Below are 15,410 nucleotides of genomic sequence, written 5' to 3'. Positions count from 1 at the left end.
GACAATGAAAAAAGTACTGATTGCCGCGCTACTTGCAAGCGTCAGCCTTAGCGCTACTGCAGCCCAGACTATCCGTTTCGCCACTGAAGCGAGCTACCCTCCGTTTGAATCCACCGATGCTAACAACAAAATCGTCGGCTTTGATGTGGATCTGGCCAACGCGCTGTGTAAAGAGATCGACGCGACCTGCACCTTTACTAACCAGGCATTCGACAGCCTGATCCCCAGCCTGAAATTCCGCCGCTTCGACGCGGTGATGGCGGGTATGGACATCACGCCGGAGCGCGAAAAACAGGTGCTGTTCACCACGCCTTACTATGACAACTCCGCGTTGTTTGTCGGTCAGCAGGGTAAATTCACCAGTATCGACCAGTTGAAAGGTAAACGTGTTGGCGTACAAAACGGCACCACGCACCAGAAATTCATCAACGACAAACACCCGGAAATCACCACCGTTCCGTACGACAGCTACCAGAACGCGCGTCTTGATCTGCAAAATGGTCGCATCGACGCGGTATTCGGCGACACCGCTGTGGTGACCGAATGGCTGAAAGCCGATGCCAAACTGGCGGCAGTCGGCGATAAAGTGACCGATAAAGAGTACTTCGGCACCGGTCTGGGGATCGCGGTTCGTCAGGGCAACACTGAGCTGCAGCAGAAATTCAACACTGCGCTGGAAAAAGTGAAGAAAGATGGGACATACCAGACCATCTATAACAAATGGTTCCAGAAGTAATACTTAATGAACGAAATGTTTCCATTAGCAAGCGCCGCCGGGATGACCGTCGGCCTTGCCGTTTGTGCGCTGATCATCGGCCTGGTCCTGGCGATGATCTTTGCGGTATGGGAGTCCGTTAAGTGGCGCCCTATTGCCTGGCTTGGCACTGCATGGGTCACCGTTTTGCGTGGCCTGCCGGAAATCCTGGTGGTTCTGTTTATCTATTTCGGATCGTCACAGCTGCTGTTACTGCTCTCTGATGGTTTTTCCATCAACCTGGGCGTGGTGCAGATCCCGGTGCAGATCCAGATTGAAAACTTCGATGTCAGCCCGTTCCTGTGCGGTGTGATTGCGCTCTCTTTACTGTATGCGGCTTACGCTTCTCAAACCCTGCGCGGCGCGCTAAAGGCCGTTCCGGATGGTCAACGCGAATCCGGCCAGGCGCTGGGATTGTCGAAAGCGGCGATTTTCTTCCGCCTGGTGATGCCGCAAATGTGGCGCCACGCGCTACCGGGTTTGGGCAATCAGTGGCTGGTGCTGTTGAAAGATACCGCGCTGGTGTCGCTGATCAGCGTAAATGACCTGATGCTGCAAACCAAAAGCATTGCCACCCGTACTCAGGAGCCGTTTACCTGGTACATTGTGGCGGCGGCGATTTACCTGGTGATCACCCTGTTCAGCCAGTGGATCCTGAAACGCATTGACCTGCGCGCAACGCGTTTTGAACGGAGACCGAACTGATGCTGGCGTTTTTACCCGAACTGCTCAAAGGCCTGCATACCAGCCTGACGCTGACCATCGCCTCGCTGGTTGTGGCGCTGATTTTGTCACTGCTGTTTACCATTGTGCTGACGCTGAAAACGCCGGTGCTGACGCAGATCGTGCGCGCGTATATCACGCTGTTTACCGGTACGCCGCTGTTGGTGCAGATCTTCCTGATTTACTACGGGCCGGGTCAGTTCCCGACGTTGCAGGAATACCCGTTTATCTGGCATCTGCTGTCGCAGCCGTGGCTTTGTGCGCTGCTGGCGCTGTCATTGAACAGCGCAGCCTACACCACACAGCTTTTTTACGGGGCAATTCGCGCGATCCCGGACGGTCAGTGGCAGTCCTGCCATGCACTGGGGATGAGCAAGAAAGATACGCTGGCGATTTTACTGCCGTATGCGTTTAAACGCGCACTCTCGTCTTACTCGAACGAAGTGGTGCTGGTGTTCAAGAGCACCTCGCTGGCGTACACCATCACGCTGATGGAAGTGATGGGCCATGGGCAGTTGCTGTATGGCCGCACTTACGACGTGATGGTGTTTGGTGCCGCCGGGCTGATTTATCTGGTGGTTAACGGCCTGTTGACCCTGATGATGCGCCTGATTGAACGCAAAGCGCTGGCTTTCGAACGCCGTAACTAATTGCATAAATAATAAACACAAGGCGGGTAACGCATTAATTACCCGCCTTTTTTATTATGATTAAAAAATATTTAAGCATTTTTATTGCATACAAATTCAGTTAATGGCATTGTTAGCCCATGCCTCAGACACGGCAACAACAATAAGATTGACAGACAGGAGTTCCATAATGAAAAAGCTGATACTGGCCGCCCTTCTCGCTACTTTCGCCGCAGGTGCCTCTGCCGCTGACAAAATCAACTTCGGCGTTTCCGCTACCTATCCGCCATTCGAATCTCTGGATGCGAATAACAAGATCGTCGGTTTTGACATCGATCTGGCCAATGCCCTGTGCAAACAAATGCAGGCGGATTGCACATTTACCAACCACGCGTTCGACAGCCTGATCCCGGCGCTGAAGTTTAAAAAATATGATGCCGTGATCTCCGGTATGGATATCACGCCGGAGCGTAGCAAGCAGGTCTCGTTTACCGAACCGTACTACGCAAACTCTGCGGTGGTGATTGCGAAGAAAGATGCGTTCAAATCCTTTGACGATCTGAAAGGCAAACGTATCGGCATGGAAAATGGCACCACGCACCAAAAATATCTGCAGGACAAACACCCGGAAGTGAAAACCGTGGCGTACGACAGCTATCAGAATGCGATTATCGACCTGAAAAACGGTCGTCTGGATGGCGTGTTTGGTGATACAGCAGTGGTGAATGAGTGGCTGAAAACGAACCCGCAACTGGGTGTCGCCACGCCGAAAGTGACCGATGCGCAATACTTTGGTACTGGCCTCGGTATCGCAGTACGCCCGGATAACCAGGCCCTGCTGGAAAAACTGAATGCCGCGCTGAAAGCGATTAAAGCCGACGGTACCTATCAGAAAATCAGCGATCAGTGGTTCCCGCAGTAATTGTTGCAACGCCCGGTGGTGCTGTGTTTACCGGGCGCAGAAAAGGAAAAAGTCGCTTACGCGACTTTTTTTGACCCTGCTTCACGCCGGGCGATAAATTCAGCGGCGGGTTCAATGCGGCTCAGCTCTTCCTGAACCCGCGTATCATTCTCGACATCCCATAGATCAACCGCGGCCTGGAGGTTAATCCAGAAGTCCACTGACGTATCGAAGACTCTGGCAAGACGAAATGCCATGTCCGTCGTCAGACGACGATTGTTGTTAACCAGTGCACTCACAGAATTACGATGTACATGCAGCATCTCCGCCAGTTCGTTAATCCTGAGATCCAGCGGCTCCAGATATTCGTACAGCAGAATGTCACCCACTGTGGTTGGTTTTCGGCTGGCCGGTGTCATGTCAACTCCTCAACATAATGGCTTAATAAATATGCGGATCCAGATACAGATCTTCCGCTTTTCCGTTAACCCATTTGAAAATCAAACGATATTGCTTATTCACTCTTATCGAGGAATAACCCTGTAATTTGCCCAGCAGCTCTTCATAACGGTTGCCGGGTGGCGAGCGCAAATCGCGATGCGAAGCCGCTGCATTAATGATGTCCAGTTTTCGGGACAGTGCGGTGTGAATGTCCACCGGAATCTTACGATGCAGCGCCGCGTGGTGGAAAAATGCCTCAAGCCATGGATCCCGAAAACAGCCAATACTTATTTTCTTTGGCATTGCATTGCAGCCTCCTTGCCGCGTTCATGCCAACGATAGTAGTGCACCGCCACACAGTGCACAAGTGCGTTTACTGTTTAACCAGCAGTGTCAAAACTTCGTAATGGGCGGTGTGTGGGAACATATCAAACAGCTGCACACGTTCAATGCGGTAGCCGGGCAACTGGCGGATATCTTTCGCCATGGTGCTGGCATTACAGCTGGAATAGATGATGTAAGGTGGCGCCATCCGGCTGAGATAATCGCACAGCGCTGCGCCAATCCCCCGCCGAGGCGGGTTAACCAGCACCAGATCCGGCGCATCGCCCTGCGCAGTGGCAAATTGCGTGGAGTCCAGTGCCTGGAAACGCAGGTTTTGCAGCCCTAAGGCTTGCGCGGATTGTGTCGCACAGGCTATCGCCTCTGGTGCAATTTCAATCCCGGTCAGGCGCATGTCGGGCGTTGCGCAGTGCAGGCCAAAACCGCCGACGCCGCAGAACAGATCCCACATATGCGCCACTGGCAACGCCCGTACCCAATCCCGCGCAGTCGCATAGAGCGTGCTGGCTACCGTCGGGTTGGTCTGAAAGAAACTCTGCGGGCGGATCCACAGCGGCACGCCATTAAAATTTTCCGCCAGCGCCTGTTGTTCAGTGAGGAAAAACTCCGTCTCCCCTTCCATGATGGCCATATGCACTGGCTGAATATTGGCGGAGACCACCCTGAGTTGCGGTAACTGCGCCAGCAACGCAGGCAGCGCCGCACGCAATTGCGCGAGCTTCGTTTCCGAGCGCAGGACAAAACGCAGCATCATGCCGCCATCCTGCTGGCTTTCGGTTATCAGCAAATATTTCAACTCGCCGCGTTTGCGCGCCACGTTGTATGGCGTTAACCCTGCACGGGCGATAAAGGGTTTCAGCGCAGCGAAAACCGGTAAAAACGAGGCAGGGTAGAGCGGGCAAGTGGTCAGATCTTCCGGCGTGCCATCACGGTGCAACATACCGAGCAACGGTTTTTCTACACTCCCGCTGACCACCATTTTGGCTTTATTGCGAAACCCCTGTTCCGGGCCGCTGACCGGCGAGTCCCAACTCGCCACGGGCAACCCCTCCAGTAAATGCCGGAGATCGTCCATTTTGGTGGTGAGTTGCGTTGCCAGCGGTTGTTCGATCCACTGACAGGATCGGCAACGCCCGGCGTCGTAGAGAGCGCACTGCATAGTAAAGCCTTTCTTTTTGCGGGGCCGGGATTGTACCACCGTTATTGCAGGCGGAAAAAGCGTCGGCTTGGCGTGGGGACAAACAGCAGAAACAACACCAGAAAATCAGGCAGTTTTTGCATCATCAGCGAGCGGAAAATCTCCCGGCGCGACTCCCCGGCAATGCTGAAAAGTTCGGGATAACCGTAACCCAGCGAGGCAGCCCATAAATAGCCGGTAGAGACGATTTGCGTGCCGAGATAGAGCCAGCGCGCCCAGTTACGCCCTTTCACCACGGAAAAGGCGCAGAGGATTTCGACAAACACCAGCACCAGACTGCCAAGAAAAATCAGTGTCAGGCTCCAGGTCTGCGCGCTGCGCTGCACAAAATCCAGCATCCCGCGCATCCCGAGCACATTTATCACCATCAGCACATCAACACAGCGAATGAGAATAATGGCGATCGCCGCCACCTGTACCAGCGCAGGCACATTCAATTTCGCATGATGCGTGGTCTTCTTGAAAAATCCCAATTCGGTGTTTTCCCTGTGAAAAAATGCCGCGACAGGCGCGGCATCAGCAACACAATTTCCCGATTCTAATGAGTTCAGCTTTGTCTTGCACGCTGGATGTCACGGATACGCTGTTTTTCCGCCCGGGCCATTAAATACCAGGCGATAAAACCAACAATGCCCACCACACCGAGGATAAGCGTCGCCAGCGCGTTGATTTCAGGATTTACCCCCATACGCACGCTGGAGAACACCAGCATTGGCAGCGTGGTTGCCCCCGGCCCGGAGACGAAACTGGCAATTACCAGATCATCCAGCGACAGGGTAAATGCCAGCAGCCAACCGGAGACAATCGCTGGCATGATCATCGGCAGTGTGATGACAAAGAAGACTTTCAACGGCGTGGCGCCTAAATCCATCGCGGCTTCTTCAATGGAGCGATCCAGTTCGCGCAGACGCGAGGAGATCACCACCGCCACATAGGCAGTACAGAAGGTGACATGCGCCAGCCAGATGGTCAGCATACCGCGGTCCGCAGGCCAGCCAATGGCATGGCCCAGCGCAACAAACAGCAGCAGCAACGACAAACCGGTGATCACATCCGGCATCACCAGCGGTGCGGTGATCATAAACGCAAAGCCGTTTGCACCCCGGAAGCGGCCAAAACGCACCATCACCACGGCGGCAATGGTGCCGAGGATGGCGGCCATCGTCGCCGCACAGGCGGCAATGGTCAGGCTCAGCCCGACCGCGCTCATCATTGCGTCATCATGGAACAGCTCGCCATACCAGCGGGTGGACCAGCCTGCCCATACCGTCACCAGCTTCGAGCTGTTAAACGAGTAGATAACCAGCATCAACATCGGCGCATAGAGAAACGTAAACCCAAGCACGAGGATCAGAATGCGCCAGGGAGAGCGCACTACCGGTAAGTTGTTCATGCGTTGTCCCCCGCCTGTTTCTGCTGATGTTTGTGGAACCACATGATCGGCACAATCAACAGCAGCAGCATGATCACCGCCACCGCCGAGGCTACCGGCCAGTCACGGTTATTAAAGAACTCCTGCCACAACACGCGGCCAATCATGATGCTGTCTGGCCCGCCGAGCAGTTCCGGGATCACGAACTCCCCCACCGCCGGAATAAACACCAGCATCGACCCGGCGATAATCCCGCCTTTGGTGAGCGGCACGATCACGCTGAAGAAGGTTTTCAGCGGGCGCGCACCCAAATCAAGCGAGGCTTCCACCAGTGAGTAGTCGATACGCGTCAGCGCGGTATAAATCGGCAGCACCATAAACGGCAGGTAGGCGTAGACAATCCCGATGTAGACCGCCAGGTTGGTATGCAGAATGGTCAGCGGCTGATCGATAACCCCAAGCCACATCAGGAAGTTATTCAGCACGCCATTACTTTTCAGGATCCCCATCCACGCATAAACACGGATCAGGAACGAGGTCCACGACGGCAGGATCACCAGCAGCAGCAATATGTTACGCGTGGAGGGTTTACTGTGCGCCACCGCCCAGGCCAGCGGATAGCCCAGCAGCAGACAGCAAATCGTTGAGATCGCGGCCACCTGAAGCGACTGAAGATACGCTTCAAAGTAGAGTGGATCGTCCGTCAATTGCAGGAAGTTACCCAGATTCAGCGTAACGGTTAACCGCCCGTCCGCCCATTCAATCAGGTCGGTATAGGGCGGGATCTGCCGCGCCATCTCAGCAAGACTGATTTTGAAGACAATCAAAAACGGCAGCAGAAACAGCAGGATTAACCAGATATAGGGCAGCGCAATCACCAGCTTGCGCCCGTGGCGCATCTGCATGCGCGCCAGCCACAATGTAAAACCGCCCGGTTTTTCGACGCGGGTCGGCGGCTCCAGTGTACTCATCATCGCTCCTTAAACCGTCAGAACCACACAACTATCGGCGTCCCAGCAGAGACGAACTTCATCTCCCCAGGTTGGCGCGCCTTTACGGTAGCGATGCGCGTTCTGCAACTGGGCGCTGATCATCTGCCCGCTTTGCAAACGCACGTGATAAATCGAGAGATCGCCGAGATAGGCGATGTGCACCACTTCGCCCACCGCAAAGTTGTAACCATCGGCTGGCGGATCCTCGCAGAGCATGATTTTTTCCGGACGCAGCGCCACATACACCGGCACGTTATCCACCACCGAGGCATCCGGATCGACTTTCAGCGGATGCATCAGCCCCGGCGAGTCAATCACCAGCCCGTCGTCCTGGCGATCTTTCAGCAGCCCTTCGAAGACGTTCACCGAACCGATAAACTCGGCGCTGTAACGGGTGGTCGGGTGCTCGTAAATCTCTTCCGGCTCGCCAATCTGCACGAACTTACCGCGATTCATGATGGCGATACGCCCGGCCATGGTCATCGCCTCTTCCTGGTCATGAGTCACCATCACGCAGGTCACGCCGACGCGCTCAAGGATATCCACCACTTCCAGTTGCATACGGTCGCGCAGCTTTTTATCCAGCGCGCCCATCGGTTCATCCAGCAGCAGCAATTTCGGGCGCTTCGCCAGACTGCGGGCCAGCGCCACGCGCTGACGCTGACCACCGGAAAGCTGATGCGGCTTGCGTTTGGCAAACTCGCTCATGTGCACCAGGCTCAGCATCTCCGCCACCCGGGTGGCGATTTCAGCCTTCGGCAGCTTGTCCTGTTTCAGGCCAAAAGCGATGTTCTGCTCCACCGTCATATGCGGGAATAACGCATAGGACTGAAACATCATATTGATGGGCCGCAGATACGGCGGCACGTGCGCCAGATCGACGCCATCGAGCATAATTTGCCCCTGAGTGGGCTGTTCAAAACCAGCGAGCATGCGCAGCAGCGTCGACTTGCCGCAGCCGGACGCGCCGAGCAGGGCAAAAATCTCGCCTTTATAAATGGTCAGGCTGACATCATCAACGGCGTGCTGCCCGTCGAAGGATTTGGTCAGATTGCGGATTTCCAGCAGCGGCGTCAGATCCTTGCGGCTCTTCGCCTGTGGGCGGGGGATAGCGTCATTCACTCAAGTGCTCTCCGGCAAAAACATCAACCCGTTTCAACGGGTTGTCGTACAAATGACTGGACAGAGGCCAAACGCCTCTGTCCATTTGTGGGGCAGTTGCACCGCCCCGGTGCAGCATTTCACTCGTCAGGTGACTGAATTATTTGCCGCTTTTCACTTTAGTCCACGCGCGGGTTCTTACGCGGTCGATTTTCGGATCCTGGACTTTCAGCGTAAACAGTTTGGCGAACACATCCGGCGGCGGGAAGATAGCCGGGTTGTTACGCACTTCCGGGCTGATCAACGGCACGGACGCTTTGTTACCGTTCGCGTAGAAGACATGATCGCTGACATGGGCAATCACATCCGGACGCATCAGGTAGTTGAGGAACTGATAAGCCTCATCTTTGTTTTTCGCATCCGCCGGCATGGCGAAGACGTCAAAGAATGCCAGCGCACCCTCTTTCGGAATGGTGTAAGTTACATTCACGCCGTTTTTCGCTTCTTTTGCACGGTTAGCCGCCTGCCACACATCCCCTGCCCAGCCGATAGCCACACAGATGTCGCCGTTCGCCAGATCGTTGATGTACTGGGAAGAGTGGAAGTAACGAATATTCGGGCGCAGTTTCAACAGCAGGTCCGTCGCCGGGCCGGTGTAATCGTCCGCTTTGCTGCTGTTTGGATCTTTGCCAAGGTAGTTCAGCACGGTGGCGAAGATCTCTTCCGGGGCATCAAGGAAAGAGACGCCGCAGCTTTTCAGTTTTTCCAGGTTCTCCGGTTTCAGCACCAGATCCCAGCTATCCAGCGGCACATCTTTGCCCAGTGCAGCTTTGACTTTATCGACGTTATAGCCGATACCGGTAGTGGCCCACAGGTATGGAATGGCGTATTTGTTGTCCGGATCGTGCTTAGCGACCATTTTCAGGATATCCGGATCGAGGTTTTTCCAGTTCGGCAGTTTGCTCTTATCCAGCGGCTGGAACACACCTGCCGCAAGCTGACGTTCGAGGAAGCTGGCAGAAGGCACGACCAGGTCGAAGCCGGTGCTGCCCGCCATCAATTTGCCTTCCAGCACTTCGTTGGAGTCAAACACGTCGTAAACGACTTTGATGCCGGTTTCTTTTTCAAAATTCGCGACGGTGTCCGGCGCAATATAATCAGACCAGTTATAAACATGCAGCGTCTTTTGCTCGGCTGCGAGCGTGCTGGCAGAGACAGCCATCAACGCACCCGCAACAAGACCCGATACCCATTTTTTGCTCAAGGCGGTCATATCTCATTCCTTCTGGAAAGTCCGTTAACATACGAACTAAGTGTACGCATTTAAGATATGCAAGAATCATGCATATTTTGTCACTCTGCACAGCCTCGGAGGAGAATACTCTTCCGGCAGACACCGCATGCTGTTTTAAGCACCGCAAGAATAACTGTAGCCAGGGTTTGAGGCTATAGGTCAGATTAAAAAACGCCTTTTATCAATTTTTTATGCAGGATCTGTCTATGTGATAAGCCGGAACGGGAGGAATAGCGGTGAAAAATTCTTTATGAAAAGGTTAATTGCAGAATAAAAACATTTATTATGCAGCCGCTCTGGCAGCGACTGCGCTAATGTCACGGCGAGTTAGTGAAGAAAATTGTGCGACTCTTCAACAACAGTCACATCTTCTTCACCAGGAGAGAACAGCAGCTGGTGTGCGTTGGCTTCCATGATCACCATCGAAATCTGCTCTTCACTCTGGCGCACAAACCAGGCGAACTGTTCAAAAGTGACACCCGGTCCGACGCTCAATGACTGGCACACCACCAGCTTGGGCAGGTTATCATCCTGAATATCCAGGAACGCTTTCACCGTGAGGGAACTGGCGTTGATGGCAGACAGATCCGCAGAGAGCGCCAGCAACGCAGAAGGTTTAACCTCAGCCATGGCGGTAAACAGCAGAATGTCATTAACCAGATCGACTTTCGCATCGAACACGCCGTCAAAATTTTGCATATGCGGCAGATGCAGCGCCTGGCAGTTATCGCACTCAAAAAAGGTGATGCCCAGTTCGTCGAGCCAGTGACGAAGCGTGTCCAGGCCAGGGACGACGAGTGAATCCATATTTGCAGCGCTCTCTTACTGTAAAAAATTGCCCATAGCTTACGCAAAAAGTGCTGAACGCACCATTGATAGCGCAGAAAAATCGCCTCAGCCGCCTGTTTTCAGGCAAAAACCAGGGGTTGCCTGCCGTTCAATCCACTGGATCATACGCCCGGCGATATCAATGCCCGTCGCTTTTTCGATACCTTCAAGACCTGGCGACGCATTCACTTCCATCACCAGCGGGCCGCGGTTAGCACGTAAAATATCCACCCCGGCCACATCCAGCCCAAGGGTTTGCGCCGCCGCCAGCGCAATTTCCCGCTCACGCGGGGTGATATTTGCTACCGTCGCAACCCCGCCACGATGCAGATTTGAGCGGAAATCGCCCTCTTTCGCCCGGCGTTCAATCGCCGCGACGACTTCATTACCAACCACCAGACAACGGACGTCGCAGCCTTTCGCTTCCTGAATGTACTCCTGCACAAGAATGTGCGCATTAAGCCCACGAAAAGCATCAATCACGCTTTCCGCCGCCTGGCGGGTTTCTGCCAGCACCACACCAATACCCTGCGTCCCCTCCACCAGTTTCACCACCAGCGGCGCACCACCGACCATATTGATCAAATCACTGGTATCGTCGGGCGAATGGGCGATGCCAGTCAGCGGCAGATCGATCCCCTGGCGGGCAAGTAACTGCAACGAGCGCAGCTTGTCTCTGGCGCGGGTAATGGCGACGGATTCGTTAAGCGGATAGCTGCCCAGCATTTCAAACTGGCGCAGCGCGGCAGTGCCGTAGAAGGTAATGGCCGAACCAATACGCGGGATCACCGCGTCAAAATACGGAAGCTGACGACCTTTATAGTGAATCGACGACGCCGCAGGGCTGATATTCATATAACAGGACAGCGGATCGAGGATCTCGACCAGATGACCGCGATGCATCGCCGCTTCACGCAGACGTTTACATGAATAAAGCGTTCCATCCCGGGATAATATGGCAATTTTCACCCTGCACCTCGCAACAAAGACCGGTAAAAGCCCGCGTATGATACACGCAGCAACGCACAGGATGAACGGGTATTAGCGTGTCGCCCATCCCTGTTTATGCAAATAGTCGAGAATAAACGGACGGCTCTCTTTGATAATTGTGCGGCGGATATGATCGCTCCACGTGTCCCTGCGTGTGTTGCTGCCGCGCGTCAGATAGTAGTGGGCAATCTCTTCGTCATACTGCGCCAGCACCGTTTTATCCAGTGGCTGGTAATGGTTTTCATGCACCACAAGCTGCGCGGGCAGACGCGGCTTCTGCCCCGGATCGTCGGCAGGCCAGCCCAGGCATAAACCAAACAGCGGCAACACGTGTTTCGGCACCTGTAACAGTTCTCCCACCGCGTCGATGCTGTTACGAATGCCGCCGATATACACTCCACCAAGCCCAAGGGACTCCGCCGCTGTAAAGGCGTTTTGTGCCATCAGCGCCGTGTCCACAACGCCCAACAACAGTTGCTCCGCGAGACCCGGGTTCGCTTCCGGGCAGATCTGAAAGTTACGGTTAAAATCCGCGCAGAACACCCAAAACTCCGCCGCCTGCGCCACATGCTGTTGCCCGCCAGTTAAGGTCACCAGTTGCGCGCGCAGAGCCGGATCGGTGATCCGAATAATGGTACTGCACTGCAAAAAACTGGAGCTGGATGTGGCCTGTGCGCTGGCAATGATCGCCTCGCGCTGCGCCGCCGTAATCGGTTCATCTTTGAAGTGGCGAATGGAACGATGAGCGCACAGCAAGTCAATGGTTGGTGTCATTATGAATTCCCCGGATAAACAAGACCTTCAGTATAGGCCAGCTAAGCAGGCGCGTATTACCGCGGATTGCGCTGAAAGGTTGTAAAGATTAATGCAACAGGCAGAACCTGCTTTTCATAAGACGCGGTTATGGTCAAGATAGCCGACAGAAACCTTCAGATTTGGGAGAGAGTATGTTTGCTGTAATTTTTGGTCGCCCCGGCTGCCCCTACTGCGTACGCGCAAAAGAACTGGCGGAAAAACTGACACAAGAGCGGGATGACTTTAACTATCGCTATGTGGACATCCACGCGGAAGGCATTACGAAAGCGGATCTGGAAAAAACCGTAGGTAAACCGGTTGAAACCGTGCCGCAGATTTTCCTCGATCAACAACACGTAGGTGGTTTTACAGATTTTGAAGCCTACGCAAAAGCCAACCTTGGCCTGTTTGCCTGAGAACAGACGCAACGCCCTCCATCGTGAGGGCGTTTTACTTTCTGCTCTGCCGGTAATGCCGCACCAGGCTGCGCATAAAAACGCAGCATAATCCGCCAATCCCGCACCAGAACACCGCGCTGAACAGCCAGGCCAGCACCTGCCAGAACGGACGCGCAGGCGTCAGCAGAAGGTAAGTCAGGAGATAACAAACCGGTGCAGCCAGTACCGCGCCCAGCAGCGGCCACATGACATGGCGGCGATGCGTAACATGGCAACTCACCACGCCAGGCAGCATAAAAAGCAATAACCCCAATTCAGGATGCGCAGAGGTATGCAACGCGCCCTTCATCTTTATGACCAAATAAAGGCAAACCGCAATAAAAAGGACAAAGCAGCAAATAATGCCTTTCCAACGTTGTTTGTTCTTCAAACAATCCTCCTGACGTCTTCTCTATCGCACTCCCATTCGTTCAAAAGAACGTCCGGACTGATAAAGCATGGCGGCAATCCTTGCCCAGGAAGCACCCGCGCGAATACACGATTCTCACTAGCCGTTGTTATCTAATACGATTAAACTAGCGGCCAGATTTTGTTTTGTGAGGAAGTTCTGGTGTGACTCTGCTTTTTTCTTACGCCAGTGCGTGAACAAAACACTAGCTTAAATAACCATTTCTTTCAACAGCTTACAAGTAAACAAGAAGTTAGCCTCCGTGAATATAAACGTCGCAGATTTGTTAAACGGGAATTACATACTGTTATTGTTTGTCGTACTGGCTCTCGGGTTATGCCTCGGTAAATTACGTCTGGGTTCAGTACAACTCGGTAATTCCATTGGCGTTTTAGTGGTTTCGTTATTATTGGGTCAGCAACATTTCAGCATTAACACCGATGCCCTGAACCTGGGCTTTATGCTGTTTATTTTTTGCGTGGGTGTTGAAGCCGGTCCCAACTTTTTTTCCATTTTTTTTCGCGATGGCAAGAATTACCTGATGCTGGCGCTGGTATTAGTCGGCAGCGCGCTGTTGATCGCTTTAGGGCTGGGGAAATTATTCGGCTGGGATATCGGCCTGACCGCCGGGATGCTGGCCGGTTCGATGACCTCAACGCCAGTGCTGGTGGGTGCGGGCGATACGCTGCGCCATTCCGGCATGGAGAGCGGGCAGCTTTCCAGCGCGCTGGATAACCTCAGCCTGGGTTATGCCCTTACCTATCTGATTGGCCTGGTCAGCCTGATCTTTGGCGCGCGTTATTTGCCAAAGTTGCAACATCAGGATTTGCAGACCAGCGCCCAACAAATCGCCCGTGAGCGCGGGCTGGATACTGACGCGCACCGCAAAGTCTACCTGCCTGTGATCCGCGCTTACCGCGTTGGTCCGGAGCTGGTGGCCTGGGCTGATGGCAAGAACCTGCGTGAACTGGGGATCTATCGCCAGACCGGTTGCTATATCGAGCGGATTCGCCGTAATGGCATTCTCGCCAGCCCGGACGGCGACGCCGTTCTGCAAATGGGCGACGAGATTTCGCTGGTGGGCTATCCGGATGCGCATGCGCGCCTCGACCCGAGTTTCCGTAACGGTAAAGAGGTGTTCGACCGCGACCTGCTGGATATGCGCATCGTCACGGAAGAAGTGGTGGTGAAAAACCACAACGTGGTGGGCCGCCGTCTTGCACAGTTAAAACTGACTGACCACGGTTGCTTCCTGAACCGCGTGATCCGCAGCCAGATTGAAATGCCGATCGACGACAATATCGTGCTCAACAAGGGCGATGTATTGCAGGTCAGCGGCGATGCACGACGCGTGAAAACCATCGCGGATCGCATCGGGTTTATCTCTATTCACAGCCAGGTAACCGACCTGCTCGCTTTCTGCGCCTTCTTTATTGTTGGCCTGATGATCGGCATGATCACCTTCCAGTTCAGCTCCTTCAGCTTTGGCGTGGGCAACGCGGCAGGTCTGCTGTTCGCTGGTATCATGCTCGGCTTCCTGCGCGCCAACCATCCCACCTTCGGTTATATCCCGCAGGGCGCGCTGATGATGGTGAAAGAGTTTGGTCTGATGGTGTTTATGGCCGGGGTCGGTTTGAGCGCCGGTAGCGGCATTGGCAACGGGCTTGGCGCGGTCGGCGGTCAGATGCTGATTGCCGGTTTGATTGTCAGCCTGGTGCCGGTTTTGATCTGCTTCCTGTTTGGCGCCTACGTGCTGAAGATGAACCGCGCCCTGCTGTTCGGCGCCATGATGGGCGCACGCACCTGCGCACCGGCAATGGAGATTATCAGCGACACCGCGCGCAGCAACATTCCGGCGCTGGGCTATGCGGGGACTTACGCTATCGCCAACGTGTTACTGACGTTAGCAGGGACACTGATCATCATTATCTGGCCGGGCCTCGGATAAGTCCGAAGCTGAGAAATATTTCGGTGATACGCAGAACTTTTTTCCGGGATGTCAGTCATAACTAGTGCCACTGCTTTTCTTTGATGTCCCCATTTTGTGGAGCCCATCAACCCCGCCATTTAGGTTCAAGGTTGATGGGTTTTTTGTTGCCTGTTATTCTACCTATTGCTTTTCAGTCACTTAGACACACTCTCCTTTATCAATGGCGACAAAATGGCGACAGCGAAAATTTTGGCGACTCGTTAGGGGACAACCC

General features: G+C 54.1%; 18 protein-coding genes. 6 read left to right on the top strand and 12 right to left on the bottom strand.

The window, feature by feature from the left end; translation table 11 throughout:
* The first annotated feature begins 4 nt into the window (after nt 1–4).
* From artI to artJ, 4 genes are all read left to right on the top strand, one after another.
* The gene (gene artI, locus ACQ3G7_RS17610; RefSeq protein ID WP_088237175.1) at nt 5–736 is read left to right on the top strand and encodes an arginine ABC transporter substrate-binding protein ArtI; all 732 of its coding nucleotides are present in this window, start codon (nt 5–7) and stop codon (nt 734–736) included.
* Between the two features lie 6 nt (nt 737–742).
* Nucleotides 743–1,459: an arginine ABC transporter permease ArtQ gene (gene artQ / locus ACQ3G7_RS17605; protein WP_263097335.1), complete on the top strand. Its 717-nt coding sequence runs from the start codon at nt 743–745 to the stop codon at nt 1,457–1,459.
* On the top strand, nt 1,459–2,127 hold the full coding sequence (artM, locus tag ACQ3G7_RS17600) for an arginine ABC transporter permease ArtM (protein WP_430890763.1): 669 nt from the start codon (nt 1,459–1,461) through the stop codon (nt 2,125–2,127). The genes artQ and artM overlap by 1 nt, the downstream gene beginning before the upstream one ends.
* A 169-nt stretch (nt 2,128–2,296) precedes the next feature.
* Nucleotides 2,297–3,028 (top strand): arginine ABC transporter substrate-binding protein ArtJ, encoded by a 732-nt coding sequence (gene artJ, locus ACQ3G7_RS17595; protein WP_263097338.1) that lies wholly within the window; start codon nt 2,297–2,299, stop codon nt 3,026–3,028.
* 56 nt (nt 3,029–3,084) lie between these two features.
* Here artJ and ACQ3G7_RS17590 read toward each other — a convergent pair whose 3' ends face one another.
* The 11 genes from ACQ3G7_RS17590 to nfsA all read right to left on the bottom strand — a co-directional run bounded on the left by ACQ3G7_RS17590 (nt 3,085) and on the right by nfsA (nt 12,339).
* Entirely contained in the window at nt 3,085–3,426 is a 342-nt protein-coding gene (locus ACQ3G7_RS17590; protein ID WP_263097339.1) for a HigA family addiction module antitoxin, read from the bottom strand.
* Nucleotides 3,427–3,448: 22 nt separating this feature from the next.
* The gene (locus tag ACQ3G7_RS17585) at nt 3,449–3,751 is read right to left on the bottom strand and encodes a type II toxin-antitoxin system RelE/ParE family toxin (protein ID WP_263097340.1); all 303 of its coding nucleotides are present in this window, start codon (nt 3,749–3,751) and stop codon (nt 3,449–3,451) included.
* Nucleotides 3,752–3,821: 70 nt separating this feature from the next.
* Complete coding sequence (gene rlmC / locus ACQ3G7_RS17580; protein ID WP_430890762.1) at nt 3,822–4,949, bottom strand: 23S rRNA (uracil(747)-C(5))-methyltransferase RlmC; 1,128 nt, start codon at nt 4,947–4,949, stop codon at nt 3,822–3,824.
* Nucleotides 4,950–4,990: 41 nt separating this feature from the next.
* Nucleotides 4,991–5,461 (bottom strand): YbjO family protein, encoded by a 471-nt coding sequence (locus ACQ3G7_RS17575; RefSeq protein WP_263097343.1) that lies wholly within the window; start codon nt 5,459–5,461, stop codon nt 4,991–4,993.
* Nucleotides 5,462–5,535: 74 nt separating this feature from the next.
* Complete coding sequence (gene potI / locus ACQ3G7_RS17570) at nt 5,536–6,381, bottom strand: putrescine ABC transporter permease PotI (RefSeq protein WP_430890761.1); 846 nt, start codon at nt 6,379–6,381, stop codon at nt 5,536–5,538.
* Nucleotides 6,378–7,331: a putrescine ABC transporter permease PotH gene (gene potH / locus ACQ3G7_RS17565; protein WP_430891008.1), complete on the bottom strand. Its 954-nt coding sequence runs from the start codon at nt 7,329–7,331 to the stop codon at nt 6,378–6,380. The genes potI and potH overlap by 4 nt, the downstream gene beginning before the upstream one ends.
* A 9-nt stretch (nt 7,332–7,340) precedes the next feature.
* Nucleotides 7,341–8,474 carry a putrescine ABC transporter ATP-binding subunit PotG gene (gene potG, locus ACQ3G7_RS17560; protein ID WP_430890760.1) on the bottom strand — a complete coding sequence of 378 codons (1,134 nt, stop codon included), beginning with the start codon at nt 8,472–8,474 and terminating at the stop codon, nt 7,341–7,343.
* A 139-nt stretch (nt 8,475–8,613) separates the two neighbouring features.
* Entirely contained in the window at nt 8,614–9,726 is a 1,113-nt protein-coding gene (gene potF / locus ACQ3G7_RS17555; protein ID WP_263097345.1) for a spermidine/putrescine ABC transporter substrate-binding protein PotF, read from the bottom strand.
* Between the two features lie 348 nt (nt 9,727–10,074).
* Nucleotides 10,075–10,554 (bottom strand): type III secretion system chaperone family protein, encoded by a 480-nt coding sequence (locus ACQ3G7_RS17550; protein WP_061494627.1) that lies wholly within the window; start codon nt 10,552–10,554, stop codon nt 10,075–10,077.
* 87 nt (nt 10,555–10,641) lie between these two features.
* A complete protein-coding gene (gene rimK, locus ACQ3G7_RS17545; RefSeq protein ID WP_263097346.1) occupies nt 10,642–11,544 on the bottom strand; it encodes a 30S ribosomal protein S6--L-glutamate ligase in 903 nt (300 codons plus the stop codon).
* A gap of 72 nt (nt 11,545–11,616) precedes the next feature.
* On the bottom strand, nt 11,617–12,339 hold the full coding sequence (gene nfsA / locus ACQ3G7_RS17540) for an oxygen-insensitive NADPH nitroreductase (RefSeq protein ID WP_430890759.1): 723 nt from the start codon (nt 12,337–12,339) through the stop codon (nt 11,617–11,619).
* A gap of 173 nt (nt 12,340–12,512) precedes the next feature.
* Here nfsA and ACQ3G7_RS17535 point away from each other — a divergent pair, with 173 nt between their 5' ends.
* A complete protein-coding gene (locus ACQ3G7_RS17535) occupies nt 12,513–12,776 on the top strand; it encodes a GrxA family glutaredoxin (protein ID WP_061494624.1) in 264 nt (87 codons plus the stop codon).
* 34 nt (nt 12,777–12,810) lie between these two features.
* On the opposite strand, the gene ACQ3G7_RS17530 is transcribed toward ACQ3G7_RS17535, so the two are convergent.
* Nucleotides 12,811–13,188: an inner membrane protein YbjM gene (locus tag ACQ3G7_RS17530; RefSeq protein WP_263097348.1), complete on the bottom strand. Its 378-nt coding sequence runs from the start codon at nt 13,186–13,188 to the stop codon at nt 12,811–12,813.
* Between the two features lie 280 nt (nt 13,189–13,468).
* On the opposite strand from ACQ3G7_RS17530, the gene ACQ3G7_RS17525 reads away from it, so the two are divergent.
* Complete coding sequence (locus ACQ3G7_RS17525; RefSeq protein WP_017456129.1) at nt 13,469–15,154, top strand: aspartate:alanine antiporter; 1,686 nt, start codon at nt 13,469–13,471, stop codon at nt 15,152–15,154.
* Nucleotides 15,155–15,410: the final 256 nt, after the last annotated feature.

The organism is Kosakonia sp. N21 (assembly GCF_050587465.1).
Lineage (GTDB): Bacteria > Pseudomonadota > Gammaproteobacteria > Enterobacterales > Enterobacteriaceae.
This window is presented reverse-complemented; position numbering and strand designations above follow the sequence as displayed.

Coding starts and splice junctions, on each gene's coding strand:
- artI (WP_088237175.1), top strand. CDS start 5: ATGAAAAAAGTACTGATTGCCGCGCTACTTGCAAGCGTCAGCCTTAGC.
- artQ (WP_263097335.1), top strand. CDS start 743: ATGAACGAAATGTTTCCATTAGCAAGCGCCGCCGGGATGACCGTCGGC.
- artM (WP_430890763.1), top strand. CDS start 1,459: ATGCTGGCGTTTTTACCCGAACTGCTCAAAGGCCTGCATACCAGCCTG.
- artJ (WP_263097338.1), top strand. CDS start 2,297: ATGAAAAAGCTGATACTGGCCGCCCTTCTCGCTACTTTCGCCGCAGGT.
- ACQ3G7_RS17590 (WP_263097339.1), bottom strand. CDS start 3,426: ATGACACCGGCCAGCCGAAAACCAACCACAGTGGGTGACATTCTGCTG.
- ACQ3G7_RS17585 (WP_263097340.1), bottom strand. CDS start 3,751: ATGCCAAAGAAAATAAGTATTGGCTGTTTTCGGGATCCATGGCTTGAG.
- rlmC (WP_430890762.1), bottom strand. CDS start 4,949: ATGCAGTGCGCTCTCTACGACGCCGGGCGTTGCCGATCCTGTCAGTGG.
- potI (WP_430890761.1), bottom strand. CDS start 6,381: ATGAACAACTTACCGGTAGTGCGCTCTCCCTGGCGCATTCTGATCCTC.
- potH (WP_430891008.1), bottom strand. CDS start 7,331: ATGAGTACACTGGAGCCGCCGACCCGCGTCGAAAAACCGGGCGGTTTT.
- potF (WP_263097345.1), bottom strand. CDS start 9,726: ATGACCGCCTTGAGCAAAAAATGGGTATCGGGTCTTGTTGCGGGTGCG.
- ACQ3G7_RS17550 (WP_061494627.1), bottom strand. CDS start 10,554: ATGGATTCACTCGTCGTCCCTGGCCTGGACACGCTTCGTCACTGGCTC.
- nfsA (WP_430890759.1), bottom strand. CDS start 12,339: ATGACACCAACCATTGACTTGCTGTGCGCTCATCGTTCCATTCGCCAC.
- ACQ3G7_RS17535 (WP_061494624.1), top strand. CDS start 12,513: ATGTTTGCTGTAATTTTTGGTCGCCCCGGCTGCCCCTACTGCGTACGC.